We start from the raw sequence: 26,645 nt of genomic DNA on the forward strand, positions 1-26,645 counted from the left end.
TTTTTATGCCCATTAGAAAGCTTATGAAGATAACTTGTACAGTAGTTTTATCGTTATTTGTAATTATTCTACTTTTCCTTGGTCTTAGAATTAATTCATACAAGATCTTTATAACATCTCTTGTAGATGGAGAAAAACAAATAGGGCTAAACAAAAATATGACAGGTTTTGCTACAGATTTTCCCTATATATATTCTAATGGTGATTTCGGTATAGTTGTTGTTAACGTATTACCCTATGGAACAGTACGTATTATTCCAAACTATGATGGGTTTAGTACTACATTTGTATCACCTCAAGATGCAAATTTAGAATCTCTACAAAGAGCTTATGGTGAAAAGCTAATAATTTTAGAGAGTATTGATCAATTTACAGAAGATGAAAGAAAGATTATATCTGAGATAACTAAAAAGGACTCCAAGCCAAGATATGATCGTGACACTTGGGTTACTAGATCATACTAATTTATGGTAAGTATATTCTTAAATAAATTTGGAGAATAAATTATGTACGAGATAGTAACAATTTTAGGAATTATATATTTGTTATATCGTATTAGATTCTTTTATAAAGAGGGTAATTATAATCAGGTAAAAAGTTTTGTCTCTATATTAATTTTTATAACAACAGTCTTGGTTTTGAAACAATTTTATGATTATAAATATATTAGTTTTGATACGTATTATTTTATTTCGATAGTAATCGGATTAATATTTTATGTATTACTAATGGGAAGTATTGTATATAAATATAGAAGTTCGGATGATCAAAAAGAAAAAAAGCGTTTAGTTAAAGCTTTTTTGTTAGGATGTCTGCCAATTCTAATTTATGGATTAATCATCTTTCTTATTTTTTATTAATATAGATAATAAATTTAGTATATAATCCTTGTAAAAATATTCCAGCAGATGAAGAAGTAAAAATTAGGTGTAATAGAACCAATGAAATTAATATATTATTTTGCTACTATATCCTTGTTTTTAGCATTTGCCTATAGTGTAATTCAACATATCCGAAGATCTAATCAGGACATAAATGAAAAATATAGACTGATTAGTTTTGGTATATTTTTATTTATATTTTTTACGGATTTAAAGTTTCTAGATACTATAAATAAAGAATTTAAGTACTTAATTGAGTTTTTATTGTTAGCATTCAGTACATACCTGTTTTCACTAATTTTTAAAAATAGTGATAATAAATGGATTTACTATTTATTTTCTTTCTTTACTGTATTGTTATTTTTAATGTCTATTTTATTCTCAATCTAACTTCCTATTAATCAAACATTGCTTATTAGTGTATTTATAGATCCTGCATATTAAAAATATAATAAGATTGATTGTATTATGAGGACATTGGTATGACTTTTATAATAAACGAATTGAGTAATCAAATATGAATATAAAAAAGATATATTAAGGAAAAAGAAAAGTATATCAAGGAGGAAGAAGATGAATGGAAAAACAAATAGTAAATATATTTTTACTTTTAGGTTTTAATTATCTTATGATTAAATCTTGGGGTACACGGAAGGTTACAATTTTAACACTAATTGGCAACTATTTCTTAATCAGTATTTTAATAGAATCGTATTTTGGGTTACCTAAATTCATTGAGGACTTTAATGCACTATTTATGCTTGGAATAGGTATGGTAGGTACTTATATCTTATGGCGTAAAAATAAAGCTGGAACACTAACGGAGTATGAAAAAAGAGGATGGATTCTGACTCGTACTTTCTTAGCATTATTTGTCTTATCTGTATTAGTAGGTGTATTAGTTTTTATATTTATGGAATATATTTATGGGATATATATTTAGACTTAGTCTCATTGTTTTAGGAGGTTCATAATATTCCGTTTTTGGTTAGTGGAAGAGCAGTTAGAGAAAGATTATAAAATGAGCAAAAAATATTTATTTTATATACTTACTTTTATAGTAACAATATCAATTTTAGGTATTATTAGTTATTCTTTTAGGTATCAGTGGTTTATAAACTCTATTGTTGATCAAAATCATAAACTTGGATTAAATCGTAATATAACAGGTTTTGCTGCCGATTATCCTTATATTTATACATATGGAGATTATGGAATTTTAATTCTTAATACTTTGCCTAACGGAAGTGTTAAGATTTTACCGAATTATAAAGGGTTTACCTATATAGATGGTGCTTATAGTATTGATGATAGTAGTCTTGATCGCTTAAAAAACGTGTACGGTGATAGACTACGTGTTTATTCATCTATTGATGACTTTTCTGAAGATGAACGATTGATTATAGATGAAATAACGAATAAGCAATCTAAGAGATTTGATAAAAATGATTGGCTTTATAAATCCTTTTAAATGAAAACTGTAAGTTTTATGACATACTATAAAGGTCTTGAATACTGTGGAATTGCAGTCACTTTTGGCCAAGTTGGCTCTAAGTTGTTGGATAATAACTCTCTATTTGAGAGTTTGCATGTCAAGTCCTCATAATTTAAGCATGGCTCAAAGAGTTTTGTTTGCTATTCCTGATAGTTTGATAGTTAATCAGACAATTTCACCAACTATTAATATTACTAATTAAGAAATTAAAAATGAATGGAAGAAATAAAAGACATGGAACTTTTATTAATTGGTTTACTACTATCTAACTATATGTTAATTAAAAATCAACGTAATAATCTCAAAAAATTTATTATTGTTTTTTTATTTAGTAATATATGGGGAGGATTAAATCTTTATTCTATGTATGAGCATATTAATGGTATTGAAAAAATCAATATATTATGCACATTACTTCTTATTTTGGTTGGTGAATATATATTTTATTATCGTTATAAAAAAGGAACATTGAAAGGGATATCTAAAATATATTTTGATATAAATAATTCTTTGTCTATTATTATAGTTGTTTCTTTTAGTATTATTGGAATAGTTTTTCTACTTTGGGAACTATTGAGGTGAAAATTATGAAAAAATTATTTTTTTATGCATTTGCATTATTCAATTTAATTTCACTTATATATAGTATGGCGTATGATTATATGACCGGTGCTGTAATTCATTATGATTTCTATGGAGCATTCTTTATTTGTTGGTTGATATTCTTTGGTATACTAAAACTTGTTCTTAGAGTATAAATTTATTTTTTAACTTAAAGTTAAATTTTTATATTATTACTAGCTTATTGAGAGGAAAATATAATGTGACGATTGATAGTATATGGATTTGCAGTATTAGCTATACTTAATATCTTATATGGAATAGTAGATGATATTTTAACAGGTAGTCCAATCCATTATGATTTTTATATAACTTCTTTTATTTGCTTCTCAATGTTTTTTATCGTATTAAAATTAGCTTTACGTGTATAAAATAATAGTTTGACATTCTTCCCTCTGTATTGCTACAATATTGTGTATAATATATGCGATGAAGCAGAGTAGTAAACCTCTCTAGCGAGTGAGGATGGTGTAAGCTCACATTTGGTTGAAGGCGCTGTAGAGCATTGGCAGGAACGCAGGTATTTGTTAGTAAAGGCCAACATAGAAAAAAGAGGGCGCAAGCCAAATAGGGTGGAACCGCGGGTATACTCGTCCCTGTAACGTTTTTCGTTACAGGGACTTTTTTGTTTGTAACGAAATGGTTGATTTTATGTCGGTTGTGTAAAGTGGAGGCAGCAATGACATTTCAAGAGATTATTTTAAATCTACAAAAATTCTGGAGCGATCAAGGTTGTATCGTTCAAAATCCATATGACATCGAAAAGGGTGCAGGTACAATGAACCCTGCTACATTCTTACATGCTATTGGTCCTGAACCATGGGCTGTATGTTATGTAGAACCTTCTCGTCGTCCAGCAGACGGTCGTTATGGTGATAACCCTAACCGTTTGTTCCAACATCATCAATTCCAAGTTATCGTGAAACCATCTCCAGATAATATTCAAGAATTGTACTTACAATCTTTGGCTGCATTGGGCATTCACGCTGAAGATCACGATATCCGCTTTGTTGAGGATAACTGGGAGTCTCCAACATTGGGCGCTTGGGGCCTTGGTTGGGAAGTATGGCTCGACGGTATGGAAGTAACTCAGTTTACATATTTCCAACAAGTTGGTTCCATCGACTGTAAACCCGTGTCCGTTGAAATTACATACGGTTTAGAACGTTTGGCTATGTACATTCAAGGCGTAGAAAATGTATATGATCTTAAATGGAATGAAAACGTTACATACGGTGATGTATGGCATGCCAACGAAGTTGAGCAATCCGTATATAACTTTGAATTAGCAGATACAGATATGCTCTTCAAATTGTTTGATATGTACGAAGCAGAAGCAAAACGCGTTTGCGAAGCGGGTTATGTATTACCAGCTTACGACTATGTATTGAAATGTTCCCACACATTCAACTTGCTTGATTCCCGTGGCGCTATTTCTATCAGCGAACGTACAGCTTTCATCGGCCGTGTACGTGCATTAGCTCGTATTTGTGCACAACAATACCTTGCTAAACGCGAAGAATTAGGATTCCCACTTTTGAAAGGAGATAAATAAGATGGCAAAAGATTTATTATTTGAAATCGGTGCAGAAGAAATTCCTGCCGGCTTTATGCCAAATATCTTAGGTCAATTGAAACAATTGGCTGAAACAAAATTAAATGATGCCCATCTTCCTTTTGAAAGCATCGAAACATATGGTACACCACGTCGGTTGGCTCTTATCGTAAAAGGTATTGCTGATACATCTGCTGAGATCAGCGAACGTCATAAAGGTCCATCCGCATCTATCGCTTATGATGCTGACGGTAATGCTACAAAAGCGGCTATCGGCTTTGCGCGTGGTAAAGGTCTAGATGTAGCAGATCTCGTTGTAGAAGACGGCTATATTTACGCTGAAACTAAAACTGCAGGCGTACCTGCAAAAGATATCGTAAGTGAAATGTTGCCACAATTGATTACAGGCCTTAACTTCCCTAAATCCATGCATTGGGGCGATTTAGATGCTAAGTTTGTACGTCCAGTACGTTGGCTTGTAGCATTACTTGATGAAGAAGTTATTCCTGTAGAGTTTGCTACTGTTCAATCCGGTAATGTATCTCGTGGTCATCGTTTCTTAGGTGCTGATGAAATCACTATTAAGAATGCAGCATCCTATGTAGACACATTAAAAGAAAATTTTGTTATGGTTGATCAAGACGCACGTCGTGAGTTGATCTCCAAACAATTACATGATATGGCAGCCTCTAAAAATGCATCCATCGTTTGGGATGATGATTTGTTAGAAGAAATCAATTATCTTGTTGAATGGCCTACAGCATTGTGCGGTGGCTTTGAAGAGTCCTACTTGGCACTTCCTGATGCTGCTATCATTACACCGATGAAAGACCATCAACGCTACTTCCCATTGGTTGGTCAAGATGGTAAATTGTTGCCAATGTTCTTAACAGTGCGCAATGGTTCTGACCATTCCATCGAAGTAGTTCAAGCTGGTAATGAACGCGTATTGCGCGCTCGTCTAGATGATGCTAAATTCTTCTTCAATGAAGACCGCAAGAAACCTCTTATCGATCGTCAAGATGGTTTAACTAAAATCGTATTCCAAGAAGGTCTTGGTAACTTAGCAGATAAAACTGAACGCTTGCTTAAATTGGGCCGTGTATTTGGCGAAGAATGTGGCTTGCACGAAGATGCAGCTGTTGTATTAGAACGCGCTACAGAGCTTGCTAAAACTGACCTTACTACAGGTATGGTTACAGAGTTCACTGAATTACAAGGTGTAATGGGTAAAGAGTACGCTTTACTTGATGGTGAATCTCCTGAGGTAGCAGAAGCTATTTTCGAACAATATTTACCACGCTTTGCAGGCGATGTATTGCCTCAAACAGAAGCAGGTAAAGTATTGTCTATCATCGATAAAGTAGATAACATCGTTGCTACTTTCAGCCGTGGCTTAATCCCTACAGGTTCTCAAGATCCATATGCATTGCGCCGTCAAACAATTGGTATTTTGAACATCTTGCTTGGTAGCGAATGGAATATCAGCTTGCGTCCAATCTTCAAAGCATCTATGGAATTATTGAATGTAGCTGCTGATAAACAAGAGGAATTGCTTAACCAAGTTGAAGAGTTCTTCACACTTCGTTTGAAAAACATCTTCCTTGATCGCGAAGTGCCTCATCATGTGATCGACTTGTTGTTGTCCAACAACGAATTGTCAGTTGCTGATGCAGAAGGTCTTGTAAACGCATTGTTAGCAAATCGCATCGATGAAAATGTTGAGCTTGTTCAAGCTTATACTCGTATGTACAATCTTGTAAAAGATGTAGAATATACAGGTGTTAATAGCGACTTATTGAAAGAAGATGCTGAAAAAGCATTGTTCGAAGCTGCTTCTAAAGCATCCGAAGCTAGCCTTGCAGCATGGGAAGCTGGCGACTACGCAGCTGTAGTAGCAGTTCCAGCAACTCTTGTGCCAACAATTAACCAATTCTTTGAAGATGTAATGGTTATGGACAAAGATGAAGCTATTAAAGCTAACCGTTTGCAACTTGTTCGTTTGGCGTACAGTGTAATGGCTATTATTGGCGATATTAGCGCATTAAAATAATATATTAGTAAAAGAACGATTCGACTTTCACCATGATATATAAGAGAAGAGGTACCTTACGGTGCCTCTTTTTTTGCTTTTACGAAGAATATACAGATTATATGCAGGATTTTTGGATGCTGTGGCGAATACCTTATAATATACAAAGTTGTATGAGGAGAATACCGATCATGAATCATGATGAATTATATAAAGCCTTATGTAAGGTGCCAAGCGGCAAAGAAAAGTCTCGTGATAGAATTATTATTGAATTATATATGCGGTCACAAGGAGCATCACAGAAACAGCTAGTAGATGCTCTTAATATGCGTCCTGCAACGGTATCTGAGCAGACGGATATTCTCATTGAATTAGGGTATGTCACAAAACATATCGACTTTATGGATAAACGCATATCGGTGGTAGGTTTAACAGATGAGGGGAAACGGTTAGGCAAATCACTATTACATTCGTATGACCAATTTTTGAATGTCTTGTTCTCCGACTTATCTGAAGAGGAACAAGAGGAGTTATATCGTTTATTAGGCAAGCTAAAACGGCCTATTTTACGAAAATAATTTTATTCTCAAAATTATATAGAAAATACTTGCTAAGGGTACGTGATTTATGGTAATATATTTCTGTTAATTTGAGACAGTCCGCTGCCTATAAGGTGTAGGTATTGAATGTCTGCAAACAGGAGGAAACAATGAACATTATTAACGTACTTGAACAAGAACAACTTCGTACAGACATCCCTACTTTCCGTGCTGGTGACACAGTTCGCGTACACGTAAAAGTAGTGGAAGGTACTCGTGAACGTATCCAAGTATTCGAAGGTTTGGTAATTAAACGTCAAAACGGTGGCGTACGTGAAACTTTCACAGTTCGTCGTATTGCATCCGGTGTAGGTGTAGAACGTACATTCCCACTTCACAGCCCACGCTTAGCTAAAATCGAAGTTATGCGTCGTGGTGTTGTTCGTCGTGCTAAATTGTACTACTTACGTAACCTTACTGGTAAAGCTGCTCGTATTCGCGAAAAACGCTAATGTTCATAAAAGGCTGCCGTTGGCAGCCTTTTATTTTTGCTAAAATTTAGATATGAAAGGAAATACTATGGCAGATTCACCTATCGTACATTGGTTCCCTGGGCATATGGCGAAAGCCACACGTATGATTACGGAGTATATCAAAAAGGTAGACGTAGTTATTGAGTTACTAGATGCGCGTATTCCTCGTTCTAGTGCTAACCCTGTAATCACAGAACTCGTTGGTCAGAAACCTCATATCGTACTGTTAAATAAAGTAGATTTAGCAGACCCTAAAGCTACAAAGGAATGGACTGAGTTCTTTACTAAACAAGGCATCACGGTACTAGCTATCGATTCTAAATCTGGCAAGGGTAATAAGAAGTTAATATCCACTGTAGAGCGTTTGAGCAAGTCTATCATCGACCGTTGGGTCGCAAAAGGCATTCGTAGTCGTTCTGTACGTACCATCATCTTAGGGATTCCTAACGTTGGTAAATCTACGTTGATTAACTCCTTAGCTGGCTCTGCAGCAACACGTACAGCTAACAAAGCTGGTCATACCCGTGGTCAACAATGGGTTAAAATTGGTAAAAACCTTGAATTGCTCGATACACCAGGCGTATTATGGCCTAAATTAGAGGACCAACGCGCGGCGGCTCGCCTTGCTATGACGGGTGCTGTTTCTGATGATGTGTATGACTTAGAGCATGTAATGAAACAGTTATTAAATCATTTATTGACGAATACGCCAAATATTTTGGTAGAACGTTATAAATTAAAAGAAGAAGAGATGACAGATGTAGATACTATTCTTGAAAGCATCGGTCGTCGTCGCGGCTGTCTCGTTAGCGGTGGTGTAGTAGATTTTGATAAAGCACGCCGCATTATCTTGCAAGACTATCGCAATACTAAACTAGGTACAATTACTCTCGATAAAGTTGATGAAGAACCATACTATCCTGAAAATGGTGAGGACACACAAAATGGATAAGGATACATTTAGTAAATTGAAAGTAGCAGATATAAAAGCTCTTTTTGAAACTGAACAAGCCTTGGAGATTTTGCCTTTAGCCCGAGAGGACGATCGTAGTTCTGTACAAAAATTGGCCGCTTCTTACATTAAGCGCCAAGAAAAAGAGCTAAAAGAACAGCAACGCCTCATGAGCATGTATGACTATGAAGGCATGTTCTACGATCAAGGTATGTATCACGTAGCTGGTGTTGATGAGGTAGGTCGTGGCCCTATTGCAGGACCTGTAACGGTAGCGGCCGTTATATTGCCGCCTATGACATTAATTCCAGGTTTGAATGACTCTAAAAAGCTGACCGAAGAAAAGCGTGAAGCCCTCTACGATATCATCATGAAAGAGGCCGTAGCCGTGAGCTGTATTTCCTACGGTCCAGATAAGATTGATGAACTCAACATCTACGAAGCTACGCGTCAAGCTATGTATGAGGCGATTCGCACGCTTAGCGTACCAGCGGAAGCAGTAGTGGCGGATGCTATGAAACTACCTGACTTAACGATTCCTGTGGAGTCTATTGTAAAAGGTGACAGTAAAAGTGCTAATATTGCAGCTGCATCTATTATTGCTAAGGTTACGCGAGATCGTTATATGAAACAGCTCGATGAGGAATACCCTGGTTATGGTTTTGGTATCCACAAGGGATACTATACTGAGCTTCATAAAGAAGCGGTAGAACAACAAGGGGTAACACCACTTCATCGCAAGAGCTTTGAACCTATTAAATCTATCGTTCGTTGGGTTAAGCCAGAGTAATTCGTAATACATTTATTTTATGATTCGACTATTAAGTTAAGCTTTATATTTGTATTAATTGTATTAGTTGTATCATTATAAATTGCATATAGTTCATAACCGTAAAGAGGTTCCTATTGGTCACCTATGTGACTATTAGGAACCTCTTTTGTATTTACTTTTACAGCATTCATATTCTACGCTACAAGTAAGTATTACCTGTTGAAAGTTTAGAGATACTTTGAATAGTACAATTCAGAAGGTTATTGTAGCTAATACACCTAAATAGGAGGTATATATGAAGACTATTAGTACAGGTAAAGCATTTAATGAACTAGACTCAAAAGAGCTTGGTAAATGGGGGGAACGCATTGCAACCCAGTATATTGAAAAGTTAGGTCTTACCGTAGTAGATACAAATTATCGAACGCGATTAGGGGAAATCGATATCATTGCAAAACGTGATTTAGTGTATCACTTTATTGAAATTAAAGCTCGCCGTGGCATGCAACATGGATTGGCACGTGAGGCAGTTACTAAAAAGAAACAAAAGCATATTAAACGGGCAGCCATGTTATTTTTATATGATCTACATCAAAAGAAACGGCACTGGAAAGAAATATCCTTTGATGTAATAGAGGTGTATCTTCACGAGGACTTTCAAAGTTCTATCCATTATTTGCCGCAGTGTTTTTAGTGAGGTTTCTTATGTATGCAAAACTATATGGAGCCACCTTACATGGCATAGATGGATGCATTATTACGGTAGAGGTCGATATATCACAAGGTTTACCTGTATTTGATATCGTAGGACTGCCTAATCAGTCCGTAAAGGAAGCTCGGGAACGTGTGAGGGCGGCTATTAAAAATAGTGGCTATGACTTCCCTATGAGGCGTATCGTAGTCAATCTAGCACCTGCTACAATTCGTAAAAGTAGCGCAGGACTCGATTTAGCGATTGCGTTAGGGGTTCTCATTGCATCGGGGCAGATCAAGGGGCGTAAAGCTAATATTTCAGCTTTGTTGAATAGATGTTTATTTATGGGCGAGCTAGCCTTGGATGGTTCATTGCTACCGACCTTTGGCACCTTGGCGATGTCGTTGGCAGGGTTAGAAGCTGATTACTCCACTATATATACAGGCGTAGAAAATGGACATACTCTAAAAGCTATTCCAAATCTTACTGTATATGGCGAGTCTTCATTACAAGATATTATTACCGTCTTAGAAGACCAGGTGAAATCTAAATCTATTTCAACTTCCAAAAACGTAAAAATAGGGAAACATCAAGATGAGATATTAACAGATACGATGGATAATAAAAACCATAATACTATGTATGATGTAGATTTTGGTGATGTACAAGGTCAAGAGCTTGGTAAACGTGCCATGCTCATCAGCGCTGCAGGACATCATCATTGTATTATGATAGGTCCGCCTGGTGGTGGTAAAACGATGATGGCTGAACGTTTACCGACCATATTGCCTCCTATGACTTGGAATGAGATGGTTGAGGTAAGTCGCATCCAAGATGTGATCGGTTTACTTGGTGATAAGGGACTCGTTAAAACAAGGCCTTTTAGGCATCCACATCATACGGCGACTTTAGCGAGTATGGTAGGCGGAGGTATACAAGGACGCCCTGGAGAGGTCACACTTGCTCACGGTGGTGTTTTATTTATGGATGAAGCACCAGAGTTTCAGCGCCAAGTTATTGATGCGCTAAGGCAGCCCTTAGAATCTCGCACAATTACTATCAATAGGTCTCAAGGTAATTATATGTATCCCGCCAATTTTATTTGTATCTTGGCCGCAAATCCCTGTCCCTGTGGTTATTATCATGACCCACATAGGGAATGCATATGTTCTGAAACGATGGTTAAAAACTATCAGCAACGATTGTCAGGGCCTATTATGGACCGCATTGATTTACATATTCCCGTTGAAAGGCCTACACTAGAACAATTATTAGATAATTCGACGTCTACTATGACAAGTGAAAGCATGATGCAACAAGTTATTTTGGCAACTGCTTTGCAACAGAAACGTTATGAAAACTTAGAATTTAATTCTAATGGAGCCGTACCTCATAAGGCCATAGGTGAGCTATGTCATATTACGGATAAGGCATGGAGTGTATTAGGCAATATATTTGATCACTTTCATTTAAGTGGACGTGCCTTTGATCGCATATTAAAGGTGGCTCGTACTATAGCGGACCTTGAGGGAAATCCACAAGTGGAGCCTAATCACATTTCCGAGGCTATGTTGTTTAGAACAGGTAAATAGGTGTAAAGATGACTAGATACGATGATACTATTTATATTGCAGGCTTGCAAAGTTTATATAATGTGGGAGCCACACATGTACGGCGTTTTATAGAGGATTTTGGATCGCCCTATGATGCTTGGCAAGCCGTTAAGAAAATTGAAAATTTAAAGCCTTATACACATATTTCTACTGCTGATAAACGTGCTATAGCATCATCGGCTAAGGATGAAAAGTTAGATTATATCATTCATAAAATAGACGAATATAAGATGGATGTTACTACCTTTTTAGATAAAGATTTTCCATCTATTTTGAACCATATTTATAATCCACCGGCTATATTGTTTATGCGAGGTAATAGAGCCCTTTTAGATAAACGGCTAAATCGGATTGCCCTTGTAGGGGCACGGCGCTGCTCATTATACGGACGGAATGTGGCGAGAATGCTTGGTAAAGAGCTCGGCAAATATAGCACTATTATCGTCAGTGGCGGCGCACGAGGTATTGATGCACATGGTCACGAAGGGCTATTAGCTAGTCAGGGGTATGGGATTGTGGTCATGGGTTGTGGCTTAGATATAGTATATCCACGAGAGAATACAAAATTATTTGACAGAATCTTACAAAACAATGGTTTGCTTGTATCTGAATACCCACCTGGTACGCCACCATCTGCTAAACATTTCCCCGCTCGAAATCGTATCATTAGCGGCCTTAGTAGAGGTGTAATCGTAGTAGAGGCAAAAGCAAGTAGTGGATCATTGATTACAGCTGATATGGCTGTTAGCGAAGGGCGAGATGTATTTGTAGTGCCTTGTAATTTATTAGACCATACGGCAGATGGCAATAAATTTCTCATGCGTAATGGAGCCTTTGTATTAACTGGTTATGAGGACATCGTCAAGGAATATCATTTAACCTTGCGAGATATGTTTAGTACTAAAGAAAAACTTTTACCACTAAATAAAAGAGACACTATGGGTGTAAAAGATAGTAATCAAATGGCGAATAATGGTCAGGGTGTTGATACACAAGGGCTCTCTATGTTAAGCTTTAATGTGGATAGGAGTCTAATCTTGAGCGAAATACCTCATGATCGTTGTATCACCGTTAGTGATATTTTGAAAGCGACCTCTATTCCATTACAACAACTGCAGCCCTTATTACTAGAGTTAGAAATGGAAGGGGCTATAGAGAATCATCCGCCGAGAGGCTATATTAATATGACTAGGAGTGATATACTTGTCCATTAAACGATCAATCGTTATTGGCGAGCCAAAAGCAGCTAGTACTAGTAAAGATACTAAAAAGAAAAGTACTAAAAAAGAGAGTACTACGATAAAGCGTAAGGTTGCTAAAGAAGCCCTTACTCCAATGGGAATTGTACGGGATAAATCTGTAGTACAAACCTCCGTGCCACCAGAGCAACGGGAACCACGCGTATATAATCCTGATGGCAAAGTATTGGTTATCGTAGAGTCTCCTGCTAAATCTAAAACAATTGAAAAATTCTTAGGTCCTAACTATGTTGTAAAGGCGAGTATGGGCCACTTACGAGATTTGCCAAAGTCTCAAATGGGCATCGATATCGAACATGATTTCACGCCCCGTTATAGCAATTTGGTAACTCGTAAAAAGGTTATTGATGAACTCGTTTCCTACGCCGATGAAAGCAGTGCCGTATTGCTCGCAACTGACCCTGACCGCGAAGGGGAAGCTATTTCTTGGCATTTAGCGTACATTTTAAATGTAGATCCTACATCTACATGTCGTATTACGTTTAATGAGATTACTAAAAATGCTGTAGCAGAGGCCTTAGAGTCTCCACGTACTATCGATATGAATATGGTTGATGCCCAACAAGCACGCCGTGTATTAGACCGTATCGTAGGCTATAAATTGAGCCCTTTATTATGGAAAAAGGTTTGTAAAGGCCTTAGTGCCGGTCGTGTGCAATCCGTTGCAGTTCGACTTATCTGTGAACGAGAGCGAGAAATTCAAGCTTTTGTGCCACAAGAGTACTGGACTATTGAAGGCAATTTTGAAACGCCTAAAAAAGAGGCTTTCACAGCAGAATTGACTCATATTAAAGGTAAAAAAATCGATATTACTACTGAAAGTGAAGCACAAGCCGTAGTAGATGCTATTGGCGGAGCCGATGCAGTAGTGAGAAATATTGAGAAACGCAAGCGTTCTCGTAAAGCAGCACCTCCGTTTACAACGTCTACGTTGCAACAAGATGGTGTGCGTAAATTGAACTTTGGTGCGAAGCGTACCATGATGATTGCACAACATCTTTACGAAGGTCTTGAAATTGGTTCCTATGGTCACGTAGGTTTGATTACGTATATGCGTACAGACTCTACGCGTATCTCTAAAGAGATGCAAGAAACGGCTAAGGACTTTATCCTTCGCAATTATGGGGAAGACTATTATCCGTCTAAACCAAATGTGTACGGTTCTAAGGGTTCTGCTCAAGATGCGCACGAAGCAATTCGTCCCACATCTCTCGAGTTAACGCCTAAGATGGTTGAGCCATTCTTGAGTCGTGATGAACTTAAGCTGTATACGTTGATTTGGAATCGTTTTATGGCGAGCCAAATGGCACCACAACAAAATGAATCTACAACCATTGAGTTGGTAGTTCAAAATGATTATACATTTAAAGCAACGGGCTCTCGTGTTATCTTCCCTGGCTTTAGCGCCGTTTATGAAGATGTGAAAAAAGAGGATGCTCCTCAATTGCCTGCCCTTAAAAAGAATGATGCAGCCCATACGGTAGAGGTATTGCCTGAACAACATTTCACGCAACCACCTCCTCGTTACTCTGAGGCGAGCCTTATCAAAACACTAGAAGAACTCGGTATTGGTCGTCCTAGTACGTATGCACCAATTTTAGATACAATCGTTAGTCGTAACTATGTAGAGAATACAAATAAACAATTCGTTCCAACCGAGCTAGGCTTTGTGGTGGTAGACTTCTTGATCGCGTACTTCGAAAAGATCATCAATACTGGCTTTACGCGAGACCTTGAAGAAGAGCTTGATGCAATTGCATCTGGCAAGGATACGTATGTAAAAGTATTATCTGACTTCTACGAGGTATTTGCGCAAGAACTAGAAGATGCGAGCGATGTAGATCGCATTGAAATTGCATCTATGGAAAGTGATGAAACTTGTGAACTTTGCAATAGTCCAATGGTATATAAATTTGGTCGCTATGGTAAGTTCCTAGCATGTTCTAACTTCCCAGAATGTAAAAATACTAAACCTATTACAGTAGGTACAGGTGTAACTTGCCCTAAATGTAAGGAAGGGGAAATCGTAGAGCGTAAGTCTCGTCGTGGTCGTCTATTCTACGGCTGTAATCGATATCCACAATGTGACTTTACATTATGGGATAAACCAACCCATGATTTCTGTGAAACATGTGGTTCTATTATGGTTGAAAAGACATATAAAAATGGTACAACTAAAAAGTTCTGTTCCAATGAAACATGTCCAACTAGACCACCAAAGAAAACAAGAAAGAAAAAAAGCGAAGCTAGTGAAGAAACTGTAAAAGAGTCTAAAGATTCTAAAGAATCTAAAGGAGCTAAAAAGTCTAGCAAAGCTAAAAAAGAGGAAACAACAGTTGAATAATAAAAATGTTATTGTTATTGGTGCGGGCCTAGCAGGTTCTGAGGCGGCTTGGCAACTCGCTAATCGTGGCATTCATGTAGACTTATATGAAATGCGTCCTGTGAAGAGTTCTCCTGCGCACCAAACAGATCAATTTGCAGAGCTCGTATGTAGTAACTCCTTGCGTGCTGGCAATATTGAAAATGCAGTAGGTCTTTTAAAAGAAGAAATGCGTCGTTTAGGTTCCCTTATTATGGAATGTGCTGACGCAACTGCTGTACCTGCCGGTGGTGCCTTGGCCGTTGATCGTCATTTGTTTAGTGAAATGGTGACGAAGAAGGTAAAGGGACATCCTAATATTACGGTTCACAATGAAGAGGTAACTGACATACCTGCTGAAGGCACTGTTATCTTCGCTTCTGGTCCACTTACGTCTGAAGCATTAGGCGATAAGATTAAAGCCTTAACAGGTGAAACAGGTTTTTATTTCTACGATGCAGCAGCGCCCATTGTTACGGCAGAATCTTTAAATTACGACAAAGTATTTGCCGCTTCTCGTTACGACAAGGGCGATGCAGATTACCTTAACTGTCCTATGACAGAAGAGGAATATAAAGCATTTTGGCATGAGCTCACTACAGCTGAAGCTGTGCAACCGAAGGATTTTGAAAAGGAAATCTACTTTGAAGGTTGTATGCCAGTAGAAATCATGGCCAGTCGTGGGGAAGACACATTGCGCTATGGTCCACTTAAACCAGTTGGTTTAGTAGATAAACGGACTAATGAGGAATCTTATGCAGTAGTACAATTGCGTAAGGAGAATAAAGAAGGCACCATGTTTAACTTGGTAGGCTTCCAAACTCATTTAAAGTGGGGCGAACAAAAGCGTGTATTTGCTATGATTCCAGGTCTTGAAAATGCTGAATTTATCCGTTATGGCGTCATGCACCGCAATACATATATTAACTCTCCTGAGTTATTGAATCATGCATTCCAACTTAAAAAGGAACCACGCCTATTCTTCGCTGGTCAAATGACAGGCGTAGAAGGGTATTTAGAATCTGCTGCCAGTGGTCTCATGGTAGGTTTTCAAGTAGAACGTTATTTAGTGGAACGCTCATTTATTGATTTCCCTAAAACTACGGCAATCGGCTCTCTCAGCCACTATATTTCTAACTATGAAGGGTCTAACTTCCAACCAATGAATGTCAACTTTGGCATCATGGATCCATGGCCTCAAAAAATACGTAAGAAAAAAGAGAAAAATGCATTGATTGCTAATCGAGCATTAGAAGATCTCGATGCATTAAAAGGTAAAGAAAATTTATAAGGTAAAGTTTTTTATGTATTAGTCTAACTTGTTCGGTCAATCGTACTTGATAGGTCAATCGTAAATTATAACTTACATAAAAAAATCCTTCATTCAAAGGGTATACCTAGGAATGAAGGATTTTTTATTATTTACTGTTTTATTTACGCTTTTTGGCTTTAACTGTTGGCTCTGTAGCAACAATTACTGTTTGATTTTTCTTTTCTAGATAGCCTAGATAGATAAATACACAGATGCCCACAATGATTGCTACGAGGCTAGTCATTTGAGCAGATTTTAAACCTAATGTTAGATTAACATAATCGCCACGCAAGAACTCTAAGAAGAAACGAGCTGTTGAGTAGAGAATAGCGTATAGGACAAATACTTGACCTTTAGCATGTTTGAAGGAACCAAATAATAAAAGGGCAACAAAGATTAGAATATCGATCTGACCTTCCCACACTTCCGCAGGCCATAGTGGTTGATTGCCGTAGGTGCGGTACGCAAGGGTACTTTCAGGATAGATAATACCATAATTACCACCCGTAGGATGACCGAAAGCATCGCCGTTTAAAAGATTTGCCATACGGCCTACAGATTGTGCCAAAATCAATGCTGGTGCAAATAGATCGGCAAAGGCCCAGAAGTCGATATTGTTTTTACGAAGATACCAGTAGCCCGCAATTGTGCCTAGTACAACACCACCTTGGATAGCCATACCACCTTGCCAAACGAAGGGGATTTCTAATAAATGATTACCATAATAATCCCAGTCAAAGAAGAATACGTCCCATAGGCGAGCACCGATGAGGCCAGCTACAGCAACTGTAATGGAGAAATCAATGATGTGCTCATGCCAACCACGACCATCTTTCTTTAACAGTACATACGCCACTGAGGCGCCGCAGATGATAGCCAAGGCCAACATAACGCCATAGGCTCTAATGGGGAAGTCCCCTATAAAAAATAAATATTGATGCATATAAAACTCCTTATGTGATAATTTTTATTAGTACATAAATTAAATTATAAATTACATACACTCTTCATGCAAGAAAAGAGATGAACTCTATATAATATGGTATAATATAGAGATTGGTATTGTATCCCAGTATGGGAACTAGAGTTAGGAGAGTACATGATTCGCAAATCTACTATTTTTAAATCGTTAACAGCTTTAGTAATGTCCGCATTATCAACGACTGCCGTACAAGCAGAGGTATTGGTACCGTTAGAGCAATTTCTAGCGACAACAACGCGTCATTACGAAGCAAATCAATATAAAACAGCATATACGGTGTATGTGCCTCAAACAGAATTACAAGGTAATATGGTTGTATTAAATCCATCAGCCGTTGGTGAACCTGTTAAATTGCCTATTACTAAACAAAATGGTATTACTTATGTTGATATCGAGTCTGATCCAGCAATGCTTGGCGTTAGTTATACAAAAACTAATGGTCAATTAACATTAGGTCCTGCACCGCAAGCATCAATGGTAAAAGCCCCTTATACATTGCAAACTCCATTGTCTTGGGCATTTGACCCATGGCCGACAGAGGGGGCACCATACCAAGCTAAACTTAATACGAGTGGGGATAACATCATTTCTCCTAGCTGGTTTAAATTACATAGTTTAGGTCTTGAGGCTAGCCCAAATGTAAACATTGATTATGTGAATGCCTATAAAGGTAAGGGTTACCATGTATGGCCATTGATTACGAATCGTTTTGATCCAGATTTTACAAGTGGCATTTTAGCAGACCAATCAGTATGGAAAAAATATGCTCATAACCTTGTTCAATATGCTTATATTTATGGCTTTGATGGTTATAACTTCGACTTTGAAAATATCGACTATGCTGACCGCGATCGTTTAACAGCGTTTGTAGCGTATTTGTCTAACCATTTACACCAATACAATATTAAAACATCTATCGATGTAACGGGGTATTCTGATAGTCCTGAATGGTCTTTGGTATATAACCGCAGTGCCTTTTCTAATTCCGTAGACTATGTGGTTCTTATGGCGTATGATGAAACATGGGCTAAGAGTACTACAGCTGGTCCTGTAGCAAGTTATCCTTGGGTTCGTAACCATACTGAAAGATTGCTTTCAGAGGTTCCATCTCATAAGTTAGTGCTTGGTGTACCATTCTACATGCGTTTGTGGCATGATACAAATGGCTATGCTAAGGGCGAAACATTGGCTATGAAGAATACTGGTACTTACTTTGCTAACCACAAAGATAAAATGACTTGGGATGATCGTTTGAAACTATATTATCTATCTATTCCAACAAGTTCTGGCTCTGATCGTATTTGGTTTGAAGATAACACATCTTTAGGCTTAAAATTAGACCTTGTAAAAGAATTAAAACTCGGTGGCTTTGCTGCATGGCGTAAAGGTTTTGAAGATGAATCTACTATCTCAATGATTCAAGGTAAAGACTTAGGTCGTGGCATTCCTAAATCCGATACCGTAGATGTTCCTGAACCTGTAGTAGAGGAAACAAAACCATTAACTAAGCTTGAACAATACAAATTGCGCTTAGAGGAAAAAGAAAAGGCTAAAGCTGCTAAAGCAGAAGCGAAACGCAAGGCTAAAGAAGAAAAAGAAGCAGCAAAACGCAAAGCTAAAGAAGAAGCTGAACAAGCAAAAGCTGAGAAAAAACGCCAAGCAGAGGAAGCTAAGGCAGAGAAAAAACGCTTATCAAAATCCGTACAAGTAGTAAAACGCTAGTGTTTGACTGCTTTTACTTGAAGTAGTAAAATAAAAACATTGATTATAAAACGGCAACTAATGAGGTTGTCCATATGAGGAGGCTCCTACATGAACGAAAAATATGTAGCCCAAGATCTTGAGAAAAAGTGGCAACAGTATTGGGAAGATAACCATACATTTAAAACAGAATATGATGAATCTAAAGAAAAATACTATGTATTAGAAATGTTTCCGTACCCATCTGGTAATTTACACATGGGTCACGTGCGTAACTATTCCATTGGTGATGTAGTAGCTCGTTTCAAAAAAATGAAGGGCTTCAACGTGTTGCATCCAATGGGGTGGGACTCCTTTGGTATGCCTGCAGAAAATGCGGCTATCAAACATGGCATTGCACCTAAAACATGGACTCTTGATAACATCGAGAATATGAAATTGCAACAAAAAGCACTTGGTTTGTCCTACGACTGGGACCGCGAAGTAGCAACTTGCAAAGAAGATTACTACAAATGGACACAATGGTTCTTCCAACAGTTTTATAAAAAAGGCTTAGCATACAAAAAAGAAGCTAAAGTAAACTGGTGTGAAACGTGCCATACTGTATTGGCAAATGAACAAGTAATCGACGGCGCTTGCTGGCGTTGTGACAATACTGTTGAGAAAAAAGATTTGTCTCAATGGTTCTTGCGCATCACTGAATATGCGGATCGCTTGTTAACGGATTTGGATACTCTTGATCACTGGCCACAACGCGTTAAATTGATGCAAAAAAACTGGATTGGCCGCTCTGAAGGTACAGAATTCTCCTTCGAAGTACCATCCATTAATGAACGTGTAGCTGTATATACAACTCGTGTGGATACGATTTATGGCGTAAGCTATGTTGTATTGGCTCCTGAACATCCATATGTAGAACGCATTATTGAAAATGCTCCTAATAAAGCTGAATTAGAAGCTTTCATTACGCGTATGCGCAATATGAGCGACATCGATCGTACATCTACAGATACACCTAAAGAAGGTATGTTTACTGGTTCCTATGCAGTAAATCCTATGTCTGGTGAACAAGTTCCAGTTTGGATTGCAAACTATGTATTAGTAGACTATGGTACTGGTGCTGTAATGGGTTCCCCTGCACATGATGAACGGGACTGGGAATTTGCTCATAAATATGATTTGCCTATTAAACAAGTTGTTGCTCGTGAAGGTGAAGAATATAGTCTTGAAAAATGGCAAGAATGGTACCATGAAGATGGTATCCTAGTTAACTCTGGTGAATTTAATGACCAAACATCTGAAGAGGCTCGTAAAAATATTACAGCTGCACTTAATGAGCGAGGCATTGGTGAAGGTAAAGTAAACTTCCGTCTTCGTGATTGGTTGATTTCTCGTCAACGTTACTGGGGCGTGCCGATTCCTGTAGTATATTGTGAAAAATGCGGTGAACAACTCGTTCCTGAAGAAGAGTTGCCAGTACGCTTGCCAGAGGATGTTAAATTTGAATCTGGTGCCGTATCTCCATTGGCTACATCTGAAAGCTTCTTAAATACTACATGTCCTAAATGTGGTGGCCCTGCACGTCGTGAGACAGATACAATGGACACATTTATCGATTCCTCTTGGTACTTCTTGCGCTATACAGATGCGAAAAATGACCAAGCTCCATTCGATAAAAAAATCGCTAACTACTGGATGAACGTTGACCAATATATCGGTGGTATTGAACATGCTATCTTGCACTTGTTGTACTCTCGATTCTTTGTGAAAGTTATTCACGATTTAGGACTTATCGAAGCTAACGAACCATTCCGTGGCCTGTTAACACAAGGCATGGTACTTAAAGAAGGCAGCAAAATGTCTAAATCCAAAGGTAATGTAGTTTCTCCTGAAGAAATTATCAATACTTATGGTGCAGATACGGCGCGCTTGTTCATTCTATTCGCAGCTCCTGTAGATCGTGACCTTGATTGGTCTGACCAAGGCGTTGAAGGTTCTTATCGTTTCTTAGGTCGTGTATGGCGTATTGTTGATGCGTACAACGAAGAAGGTAAGAAAAATGTAACTGGTGAACTTACAAAAGACGAATTCGCATTGCGTCGTGAGTTACACCGTGTTATCAAAAAAGTTACGGAAGACCTCGATAATAACTTCAACTTCAATACAGCTATTTCTGCTATCATGGAACTTGTAAACGCTATGTATGCTCATAAGGATAAAGCTAAGACTATCAATAGCGCCTTAGCTAATGAATTGACTCGTTCCTTATTGCTTCTTTTAGCACCATTCGTTCCTCATATTACAGAAGAGTTGTGGCATGAATTAGGTGAAACTACATCCATCCATACTGAAAATTGGCCTGTATACGAAGAATCTGCTCTTGTAGTAGACGAAGTAGAAGTAGTATTGCAAGTAAATGGTAAAGTTCGTGATAAACTTACTGTTTCCGTAAATATTACGAAAGAAGAATTAGAAACAATGGCTAAAGAATCTAGCCGTGTTCAAGAGTTTACAGAAGGTAAAAATATCGTAAAAGTTATTTATGTTCCTGGTAAACTTGTAAATATCGTTGTTAAATAACGATATCCTATTCGTTTAATACTGTAAGCCCCCCAACTACATAGGTAGAAGGGGGCTTATTTTTAAGTGAGGTAATTATGGCAAAACGTAGCGATTATATTTCTTGGGATGAATACTTCATGGGCGTTGCCATTTTGGCAGCACAACGTTCTAAAGACCCAAATACACAAGTTGGTGCATGCATCGTTAGCAATGATAATAAAATCTTATCCATTGGCTATAATGGTATGCCTTTAAATTGTAGTGATGATGATTTCACATGGGAACGCGATACAGCAGATGATAATAAATACTTTTATACTGTACATAGCGAACTCAATGCCATACTTAATTATCGGGGCGGTTCTTTAGAAGGTTCTAAAATATATGTAACACTATTCCCTTGTAATGAATGTGCAAAAGCCATCATTCAAAGTGGCATTAAAGCTGTTATCTACCGAGATGATCTTTACAAGGATACAAAAGAGGTTAAGGCATCTAAACGGATGCTAAAAACAGCAGGTGTAGAAATTATTGAATATAAACCTACAGGACGGACTTTACATATTACCGTATGATAAACTATAAAAGCATATTATTATAAGAAAAGCTCTTATCTATTAATAATGGATAAGAGCTTTTGCTATATTTTTACTATGTTAGATTGTATACCTAAATTATACTTGTAAACGACCGTCAATCATAATATCAACGGCTTGACCATCACGAGTATATCCCTTAATATTCATGTGTTCATGACCAATCATAAAGTCCACATGTGTTAAGGAGTGGTTAAGGCCGCGTTCCTTTAATTCCTCTTCAGATAAACCATCGCTGTTTTTAAGGCATGTAGGATAAGATGCACCAATTGCTAAATGGCAGGATGCATTTTCATCAAATAATGTTTCGTAGAATATTTGGTTAGATTGGCTAATTGGGCTAAAGTGATCCACTAATGCTACTTCGCCAAGGTAGTGGGAGCCTTCATCAGTTTCTACTAATTCTTTTAGAACTTCATAACCTTCTTTTGCAGTGTATTCTACGATTTTACCATCTTTAAAGGTGAAGGAGAAATCAGAAATTGTATTGCCATGGTAAATTAATGGTTTTGTGCTGTACACAACGCCATTTACACCATTATATTGAGGAGCAGAGAAAACTTCCTCTGTAGGTATATTAGCGTTGAAAATAGTACCATCTTTAGAGGATTCTTCACCACCTAGCCAGATATGACCTTCTGGCAATTCTAATAAAAGGTCGGTGCCGTTTTCACAAGTGTAACGCAATGATTTTAAGTCTAATTTATTCAATGCTTCACAGCGATGACGCAATTTTGCCATGTGATGACGATATGTATCTTTTGGTTCAATACCTTCAATGCGACAAAGTTTTAATAATGTTGCCCACAATTGATCGATTTTTTCTTCGTCAGTACCTTCATAGCCAAGTAAATTTGCCCATAGAACGGTCGGTACTGATGCTACACACCATGTAACAGAAGAGTTCATGATAGCTGTGTGATAGAAGGATAATGCTTTATTTAAATTGCGAGACTGTAAGGAAATACGATCTGTTGGGATACCTTCTAATGCTTTAGGATTAGCACTGATCAAAGATAAAAATGCTGCCTTATCATCGATGTATTGCTTGTAGAATTCAGGAATCCAGTTAGCCGGTTTTTCTAAGACAGATTCTTTAGCATGTAATAAGCGTTGACGAGCGATAGGGGAACATCTCCAGTTAAGAACTACTTCTTTTGCGCCTAGCTCATAGGCTTCTTCAGTAACAATTACTGCAAAATCTTTATTTTCTACATCAACAGAAATAACTAATGTTTGGTCTTGTTGTAAATTTACGCCGTACTTTAGTAATGTATGGGCGTATTTTTTTAATGTTTCTTGATTCATAAATTCTCCTTTTATTCGACATCAATTGTTAAACTCCTGCTAGTGTGACTAATAGAGTCAGTGGTAGGAGTTTTATTTTTCATAGGGAAATCCTTCAGTAGGAGGTGCACTATGAAATATAAATTGAAGCCGTATATGATAATTATATTAATCCTATGTATTTTAGTAGGAATTTATTTCCTATGGCCTATTATAACAGATGAAAGCGATTCTGTCCTTGTTGAAGGGGGAGTAGATGGAAGTTCTTCTATATCAAATGTAGCAGAAATATCTAATAAACCGATTGCTTATATTACAGGTGCCGTAGTTTCACCTGGTCTATATGAGCTTGAAAGCTCAGCAACAGTAGGAGATGTTATCAAGCTAGCAGGAGGACTGTTACCGTATGCAGATGTTGAGTCTATTAATATGGCTAAATCAGTTACTGGAGGAGATCATATTCATGTAGTATTTAACTTTCACGGAAATCCTGAAGCGTTATTACGTGGTAATAAGATAAATATTAATACAGCTACTGCTAAAGAACTAGATGCGTTGCCCGGCATTGGTCCTGCTATGGCTAAAAGAATAGAAGAATATCGCTCACAAAAAGGTCCCTTTACATCTGTTGAAGGCATCAAGGGGGTGAAGGGCATTGGTGACGGCGTATTTAAGAAGATTAAAGACAAAATTACAATCTAAATCAATAAGTAGACATGAAAATTTTCAGTATGTTGATCCGTGTTTAAATTCTTTAGATTTGGTCAATAAGAAACAATCTATAACGCATAGCCAATGGGCACATATTATATTGGGTTCTATAATTATGGGTACAATATTAGGCTATGGTCAGTATTATCCAGTACTTAATCAGATGCGCTACATCTTTGCTATCGGGTTAGCTATTATAGTTGTAGGTATTTTCAAGGCATTTCAATTGTCTGATAGATGGCATTCACTTAGCAAGTTAATGGTCTTAGTATTTGTTTTAGTTGGTTTATCTTATTGTCAAACAGATTTACGGATTATACATTTTAATAGTTATACATCATATTATTTACAGCAAGAAGGGGAATACCTTTGTACGGTTGTTGCTGCACCTGAAACAGTAAATTTGAATGGACAGGAGTATTACAAATACATTATTGAAATTCATGGCCTACATCCCTATAAAAATACTGCAAAAAATGACTATATTAAAGCACAGGGGCGTTTACAGGTATACTCAAAGGTATCTACTACGAACTATCTCATACGACTAGGAGAATATGCAATTATTGAAGGTACGCCAAAGCCCTTATTTCTCATTGAAGAGGAAGGTCGTATTAATCTTCGAGGCCGCTATATGAGCTCCAATACTCGAGGACGTATCTATGATGGTATATACCGAGTTGCTAACAATAAAGACTTACAGGCATTTCACTATAAAGAAACCTATTTTGAAAAACTATATAGGAAAGGCTTATTAATTGCTGGTGTATTACGCGAATCTATAGATAAAAATATTGGTCACAATCTAGAGGGACCGCAAAAAGTATTAGCTCAAGCATTAGCTTTAGGTGGTCATTATAGTGAACTGGGAGAAGACCAAATGAAGGCTTTCTCCTATACAGGCCTAATCCATATTTTATCCATATCAGGATCGCATATTGCTTTGTTGTTAGCCCTTGTGTACGGATTTGGACGATTTATTAAATTAAAGAAGCGTACATGTTTAATCTTTGGTATTATAGTTGCTTGTATATATTGTGGTATCGTAGGCGGCGATGCACCTGTTCTACGTGCTACGATGATGAGCATACTCATGTGTATCGCCAATATAAAGGGTCGACTATATCAGGCTAAACAAGCATTATGTATATGTGCTATTTTATGTGTCATATATGATCCGTTCTCCTTATTTGATGTAAGCTTTCAACTATCCTTTGGAGCGACTTATGGTTTACTCATATGGGGAAAGGTATTATATGAGCGGATACAGTGGTTACCAAGATGGATAAAAACACCGCTTGTATTATGTGTGTCTGCCCAGTTGTTGATTTTACCGTTACAGCTCTATTACTTTCACTATATTAGCATTGCTAGTTTGTTAGCAGCCTGTATAGTAGCGCCCCTATTAGATATATCCATAGTTTTAATATTTATAAGTACTTTAGTCAGTTACGTACTCCCTATATCGTTAATGTGGTCTTTAGTAGATGTACTATTGCAATTATCTTTATATTTAAATCATGTGTTAGGTCGTAGTGGCAGTCTACTATGGCTTGGTATGATGCATCCTTATTGTGCTTATATATATTATGTGCTATTAGGTTTATTTACGTACTTTTTGACGCATAGAAAAAGATATACTGTACATATAGTAATATCATTAACTTTACTGATTTTAACCTTTGGTGCTTCCTATTATGTTACGCATCATCATCAGGAAACAGTAGTTCATTATATTCCAATGAAGCAATGCAATGTTTTGCTTTGTATAGAACCAAATCATGAAGGGGCACATCTATTAATCGATGCGCCAGATCATATTAAGACTGCACCGAATGAAAGGATTATTAATCAAGCCATTAGAGCCTATGGCGTACATCCTAAAAGCGTAATAGTTGAGTACTTTCATAGTAACGGTTCTGCAAAGGTGGTATATAAAAATAGTATGAACCAAATCGTAGTATATAATGGACAAAGTAGAGAAAAAAATCTAAAATTAAATGATAAGACTAATTCATTATATATAACGAGTCGATCCAGTGTAATGACTGAAATTGGACGTATTTCACCTACTAGTACGGTTCTATTTGGAAGTCCCCACGGTGCGTTACGCGATGTGGATCCTTCGTCAGAACACATGTATATAATGGGGTACAGCTATATCGAGGATATGTATCTGTGAAAGG

General features: G+C 37.3%; 22 protein-coding genes. 20 read left to right on the forward strand and 2 right to left on the reverse strand.

Annotated elements, in window-relative coordinates; genetic code table 11:
* Nucleotides 1–5 precede the first annotated feature (5 nt).
* The 15 genes from KH364_RS03075 (at nucleotide 6) to trmFO (ending at nucleotide 16,599) form a co-directional block, all read left to right on the forward strand.
* Nucleotides 6–464: a hypothetical protein gene (locus KH364_RS03075; protein ID WP_273298558.1), complete on the forward strand. Its 459-nt coding sequence runs from the start codon at nucleotides 6–8 to the stop codon at nucleotides 462–464.
* A 994-nt stretch (nucleotides 465–1,458) separates the two neighbouring features.
* Entirely contained in the window at nucleotides 1,459–1,824 is a 366-nt protein-coding gene (locus KH364_RS03080; protein ID WP_273298560.1) for a hypothetical protein, read from the forward strand.
* Nucleotides 1,825–1,902: 78 nt separating this feature from the next.
* Nucleotides 1,903–2,352 carry a hypothetical protein gene (locus KH364_RS03085; protein ID WP_273298561.1) on the forward strand — a complete coding sequence of 150 codons (450 nt, stop codon included), beginning with the start codon at nucleotides 1,903–1,905 and terminating at the stop codon, nucleotides 2,350–2,352.
* Nucleotides 2,353–2,610: 258 nt separating this feature from the next.
* Nucleotides 2,611–2,958 (forward strand): hypothetical protein, encoded by a 348-nt coding sequence (locus KH364_RS03090; RefSeq protein WP_273298562.1) that lies wholly within the window; start codon nucleotides 2,611–2,613, stop codon nucleotides 2,956–2,958.
* 718 nt (nucleotides 2,959–3,676) lie between these two features.
* Complete coding sequence (glyQ, locus tag KH364_RS03095) at nucleotides 3,677–4,552, forward strand: glycine--tRNA ligase subunit alpha (RefSeq protein ID WP_054747626.1); 876 nt, start codon at nucleotides 3,677–3,679, stop codon at nucleotides 4,550–4,552.
* A 1-nt stretch (nucleotide 4,553) separates the two neighbouring features.
* On the forward strand, nucleotides 4,554–6,605 hold the full coding sequence (gene glyS, locus KH364_RS03100) for a glycine--tRNA ligase subunit beta (protein ID WP_265139023.1): 2,052 nt from the start codon (nucleotides 4,554–4,556) through the stop codon (nucleotides 6,603–6,605).
* A 170-nt stretch (nucleotides 6,606–6,775) separates the two neighbouring features.
* Nucleotides 6,776–7,162, forward strand: coding sequence for a MarR family winged helix-turn-helix transcriptional regulator (locus tag KH364_RS03105; protein WP_119208995.1), 387 nt, complete (start codon nucleotides 6,776–6,778; stop codon nucleotides 7,160–7,162).
* Between the two features lie 131 nt (nucleotides 7,163–7,293).
* Nucleotides 7,294–7,635, forward strand: a complete 342-nt coding sequence (rplS, locus tag KH364_RS03110; protein ID WP_004695921.1) for a 50S ribosomal protein L19 — start codon at nucleotides 7,294–7,296, stop codon at nucleotides 7,633–7,635.
* Nucleotides 7,636–7,702: 67 nt separating this feature from the next.
* Nucleotides 7,703–8,608 (forward strand): ribosome biogenesis GTPase YlqF, encoded by a 906-nt coding sequence (ylqF, locus tag KH364_RS03115; RefSeq protein ID WP_273298563.1) that lies wholly within the window; start codon nucleotides 7,703–7,705, stop codon nucleotides 8,606–8,608.
* Nucleotides 8,601–9,398: a ribonuclease HII gene (locus KH364_RS03120; RefSeq protein ID WP_273298564.1), complete on the forward strand. Its 798-nt coding sequence runs from the start codon at nucleotides 8,601–8,603 to the stop codon at nucleotides 9,396–9,398. The genes ylqF and KH364_RS03120 overlap by 8 nt, the downstream gene beginning before the upstream one ends.
* A 277-nt stretch (nucleotides 9,399–9,675) precedes the next feature.
* Complete coding sequence (locus KH364_RS03125) at nucleotides 9,676–10,074, forward strand: YraN family protein (RefSeq protein ID WP_009372034.1); 399 nt, start codon at nucleotides 9,676–9,678, stop codon at nucleotides 10,072–10,074.
* An 11-nt stretch (nucleotides 10,075–10,085) separates the two neighbouring features.
* On the forward strand, nucleotides 10,086–11,666 hold the full coding sequence (locus tag KH364_RS03130) for a YifB family Mg chelatase-like AAA ATPase (protein WP_273298565.1): 1,581 nt from the start codon (nucleotides 10,086–10,088) through the stop codon (nucleotides 11,664–11,666).
* Between the two features lie 8 nt (nucleotides 11,667–11,674).
* Nucleotides 11,675–12,901, forward strand: a complete 1,227-nt coding sequence (gene dprA, locus KH364_RS03135; RefSeq protein WP_273298566.1) for a DNA-processing protein DprA — start codon at nucleotides 11,675–11,677, stop codon at nucleotides 12,899–12,901.
* Entirely contained in the window at nucleotides 12,891–15,290 is a 2,400-nt protein-coding gene (topA, locus tag KH364_RS03140; protein ID WP_273298567.1) for a type I DNA topoisomerase, read from the forward strand. Before dprA ends, topA begins: the two co-directional genes overlap by 11 nt.
* Nucleotides 15,283–16,599 carry a methylenetetrahydrofolate--tRNA-(uracil(54)-C(5))-methyltransferase (FADH(2)-oxidizing) TrmFO gene (gene trmFO, locus KH364_RS03145; protein WP_273298568.1) on the forward strand — a complete coding sequence of 439 codons (1,317 nt, stop codon included), beginning with the start codon at nucleotides 15,283–15,285 and terminating at the stop codon, nucleotides 16,597–16,599. The genes topA and trmFO overlap by 8 nt, the downstream gene beginning before the upstream one ends.
* 139 nt (nucleotides 16,600–16,738) lie before the next feature.
* Here the strand turns inward: trmFO and lgt are convergent, their stop codons facing one another.
* Nucleotides 16,739–17,563 carry a prolipoprotein diacylglyceryl transferase gene (gene lgt, locus KH364_RS03150; protein ID WP_273298569.1) on the reverse strand — a complete coding sequence of 275 codons (825 nt, stop codon included), beginning with the start codon at nucleotides 17,561–17,563 and terminating at the stop codon, nucleotides 16,739–16,741.
* Nucleotides 17,564–17,719: 156 nt separating this feature from the next.
* Between lgt and KH364_RS03155 the strand changes: the two genes are divergently transcribed.
* From KH364_RS03155 to KH364_RS03165, 3 genes are all read left to right on the forward strand, one after another.
* The gene (locus KH364_RS03155) at nucleotides 17,720–19,324 is read left to right on the forward strand and encodes a glycosyl hydrolase family 18 protein (protein ID WP_273298570.1); all 1,605 of its coding nucleotides are present in this window, start codon (nucleotides 17,720–17,722) and stop codon (nucleotides 19,322–19,324) included.
* Between the two features lie 90 nt (nucleotides 19,325–19,414).
* On the forward strand, nucleotides 19,415–21,883 hold the full coding sequence (gene leuS, locus KH364_RS03160; RefSeq protein WP_273298571.1) for a leucine--tRNA ligase: 2,469 nt from the start codon (nucleotides 19,415–19,417) through the stop codon (nucleotides 21,881–21,883).
* A gap of 77 nt (nucleotides 21,884–21,960) precedes the next feature.
* Entirely contained in the window at nucleotides 21,961–22,440 is a 480-nt protein-coding gene (locus KH364_RS03165) for a dCMP deaminase family protein (RefSeq protein WP_009352594.1), read from the forward strand.
* Nucleotides 22,441–22,539: 99 nt separating this feature from the next.
* On the opposite strand, the gene KH364_RS03170 is transcribed toward KH364_RS03165, so the two are convergent.
* Nucleotides 22,540–23,769 carry an aminopeptidase gene (locus KH364_RS03170; protein WP_273298572.1) on the reverse strand — a complete coding sequence of 410 codons (1,230 nt, stop codon included), beginning with the start codon at nucleotides 23,767–23,769 and terminating at the stop codon, nucleotides 22,540–22,542.
* A gap of 111 nt (nucleotides 23,770–23,880) precedes the next feature.
* On the opposite strand from KH364_RS03170, the gene KH364_RS03175 reads away from it, so the two are divergent.
* Complete coding sequence (locus KH364_RS03175) at nucleotides 23,881–24,450, forward strand: ComEA family DNA-binding protein (RefSeq protein WP_105081182.1); 570 nt, start codon at nucleotides 23,881–23,883, stop codon at nucleotides 24,448–24,450.
* Entirely contained in the window at nucleotides 24,407–26,641 is a 2,235-nt protein-coding gene (locus KH364_RS03180) for a ComEC/Rec2 family competence protein (protein WP_273298573.1), read from the forward strand. Before KH364_RS03175 ends, KH364_RS03180 begins: the two co-directional genes overlap by 44 nt.
* Nucleotides 26,642–26,645 lie beyond the last annotated feature (4 nt).

Source organism: Veillonella sp. oral taxon 158 (assembly GCF_018376515.1).
Classification (GTDB): domain Bacteria; phylum Bacillota; class Negativicutes; order Veillonellales; family Veillonellaceae; genus Veillonella; species Veillonella rogosae.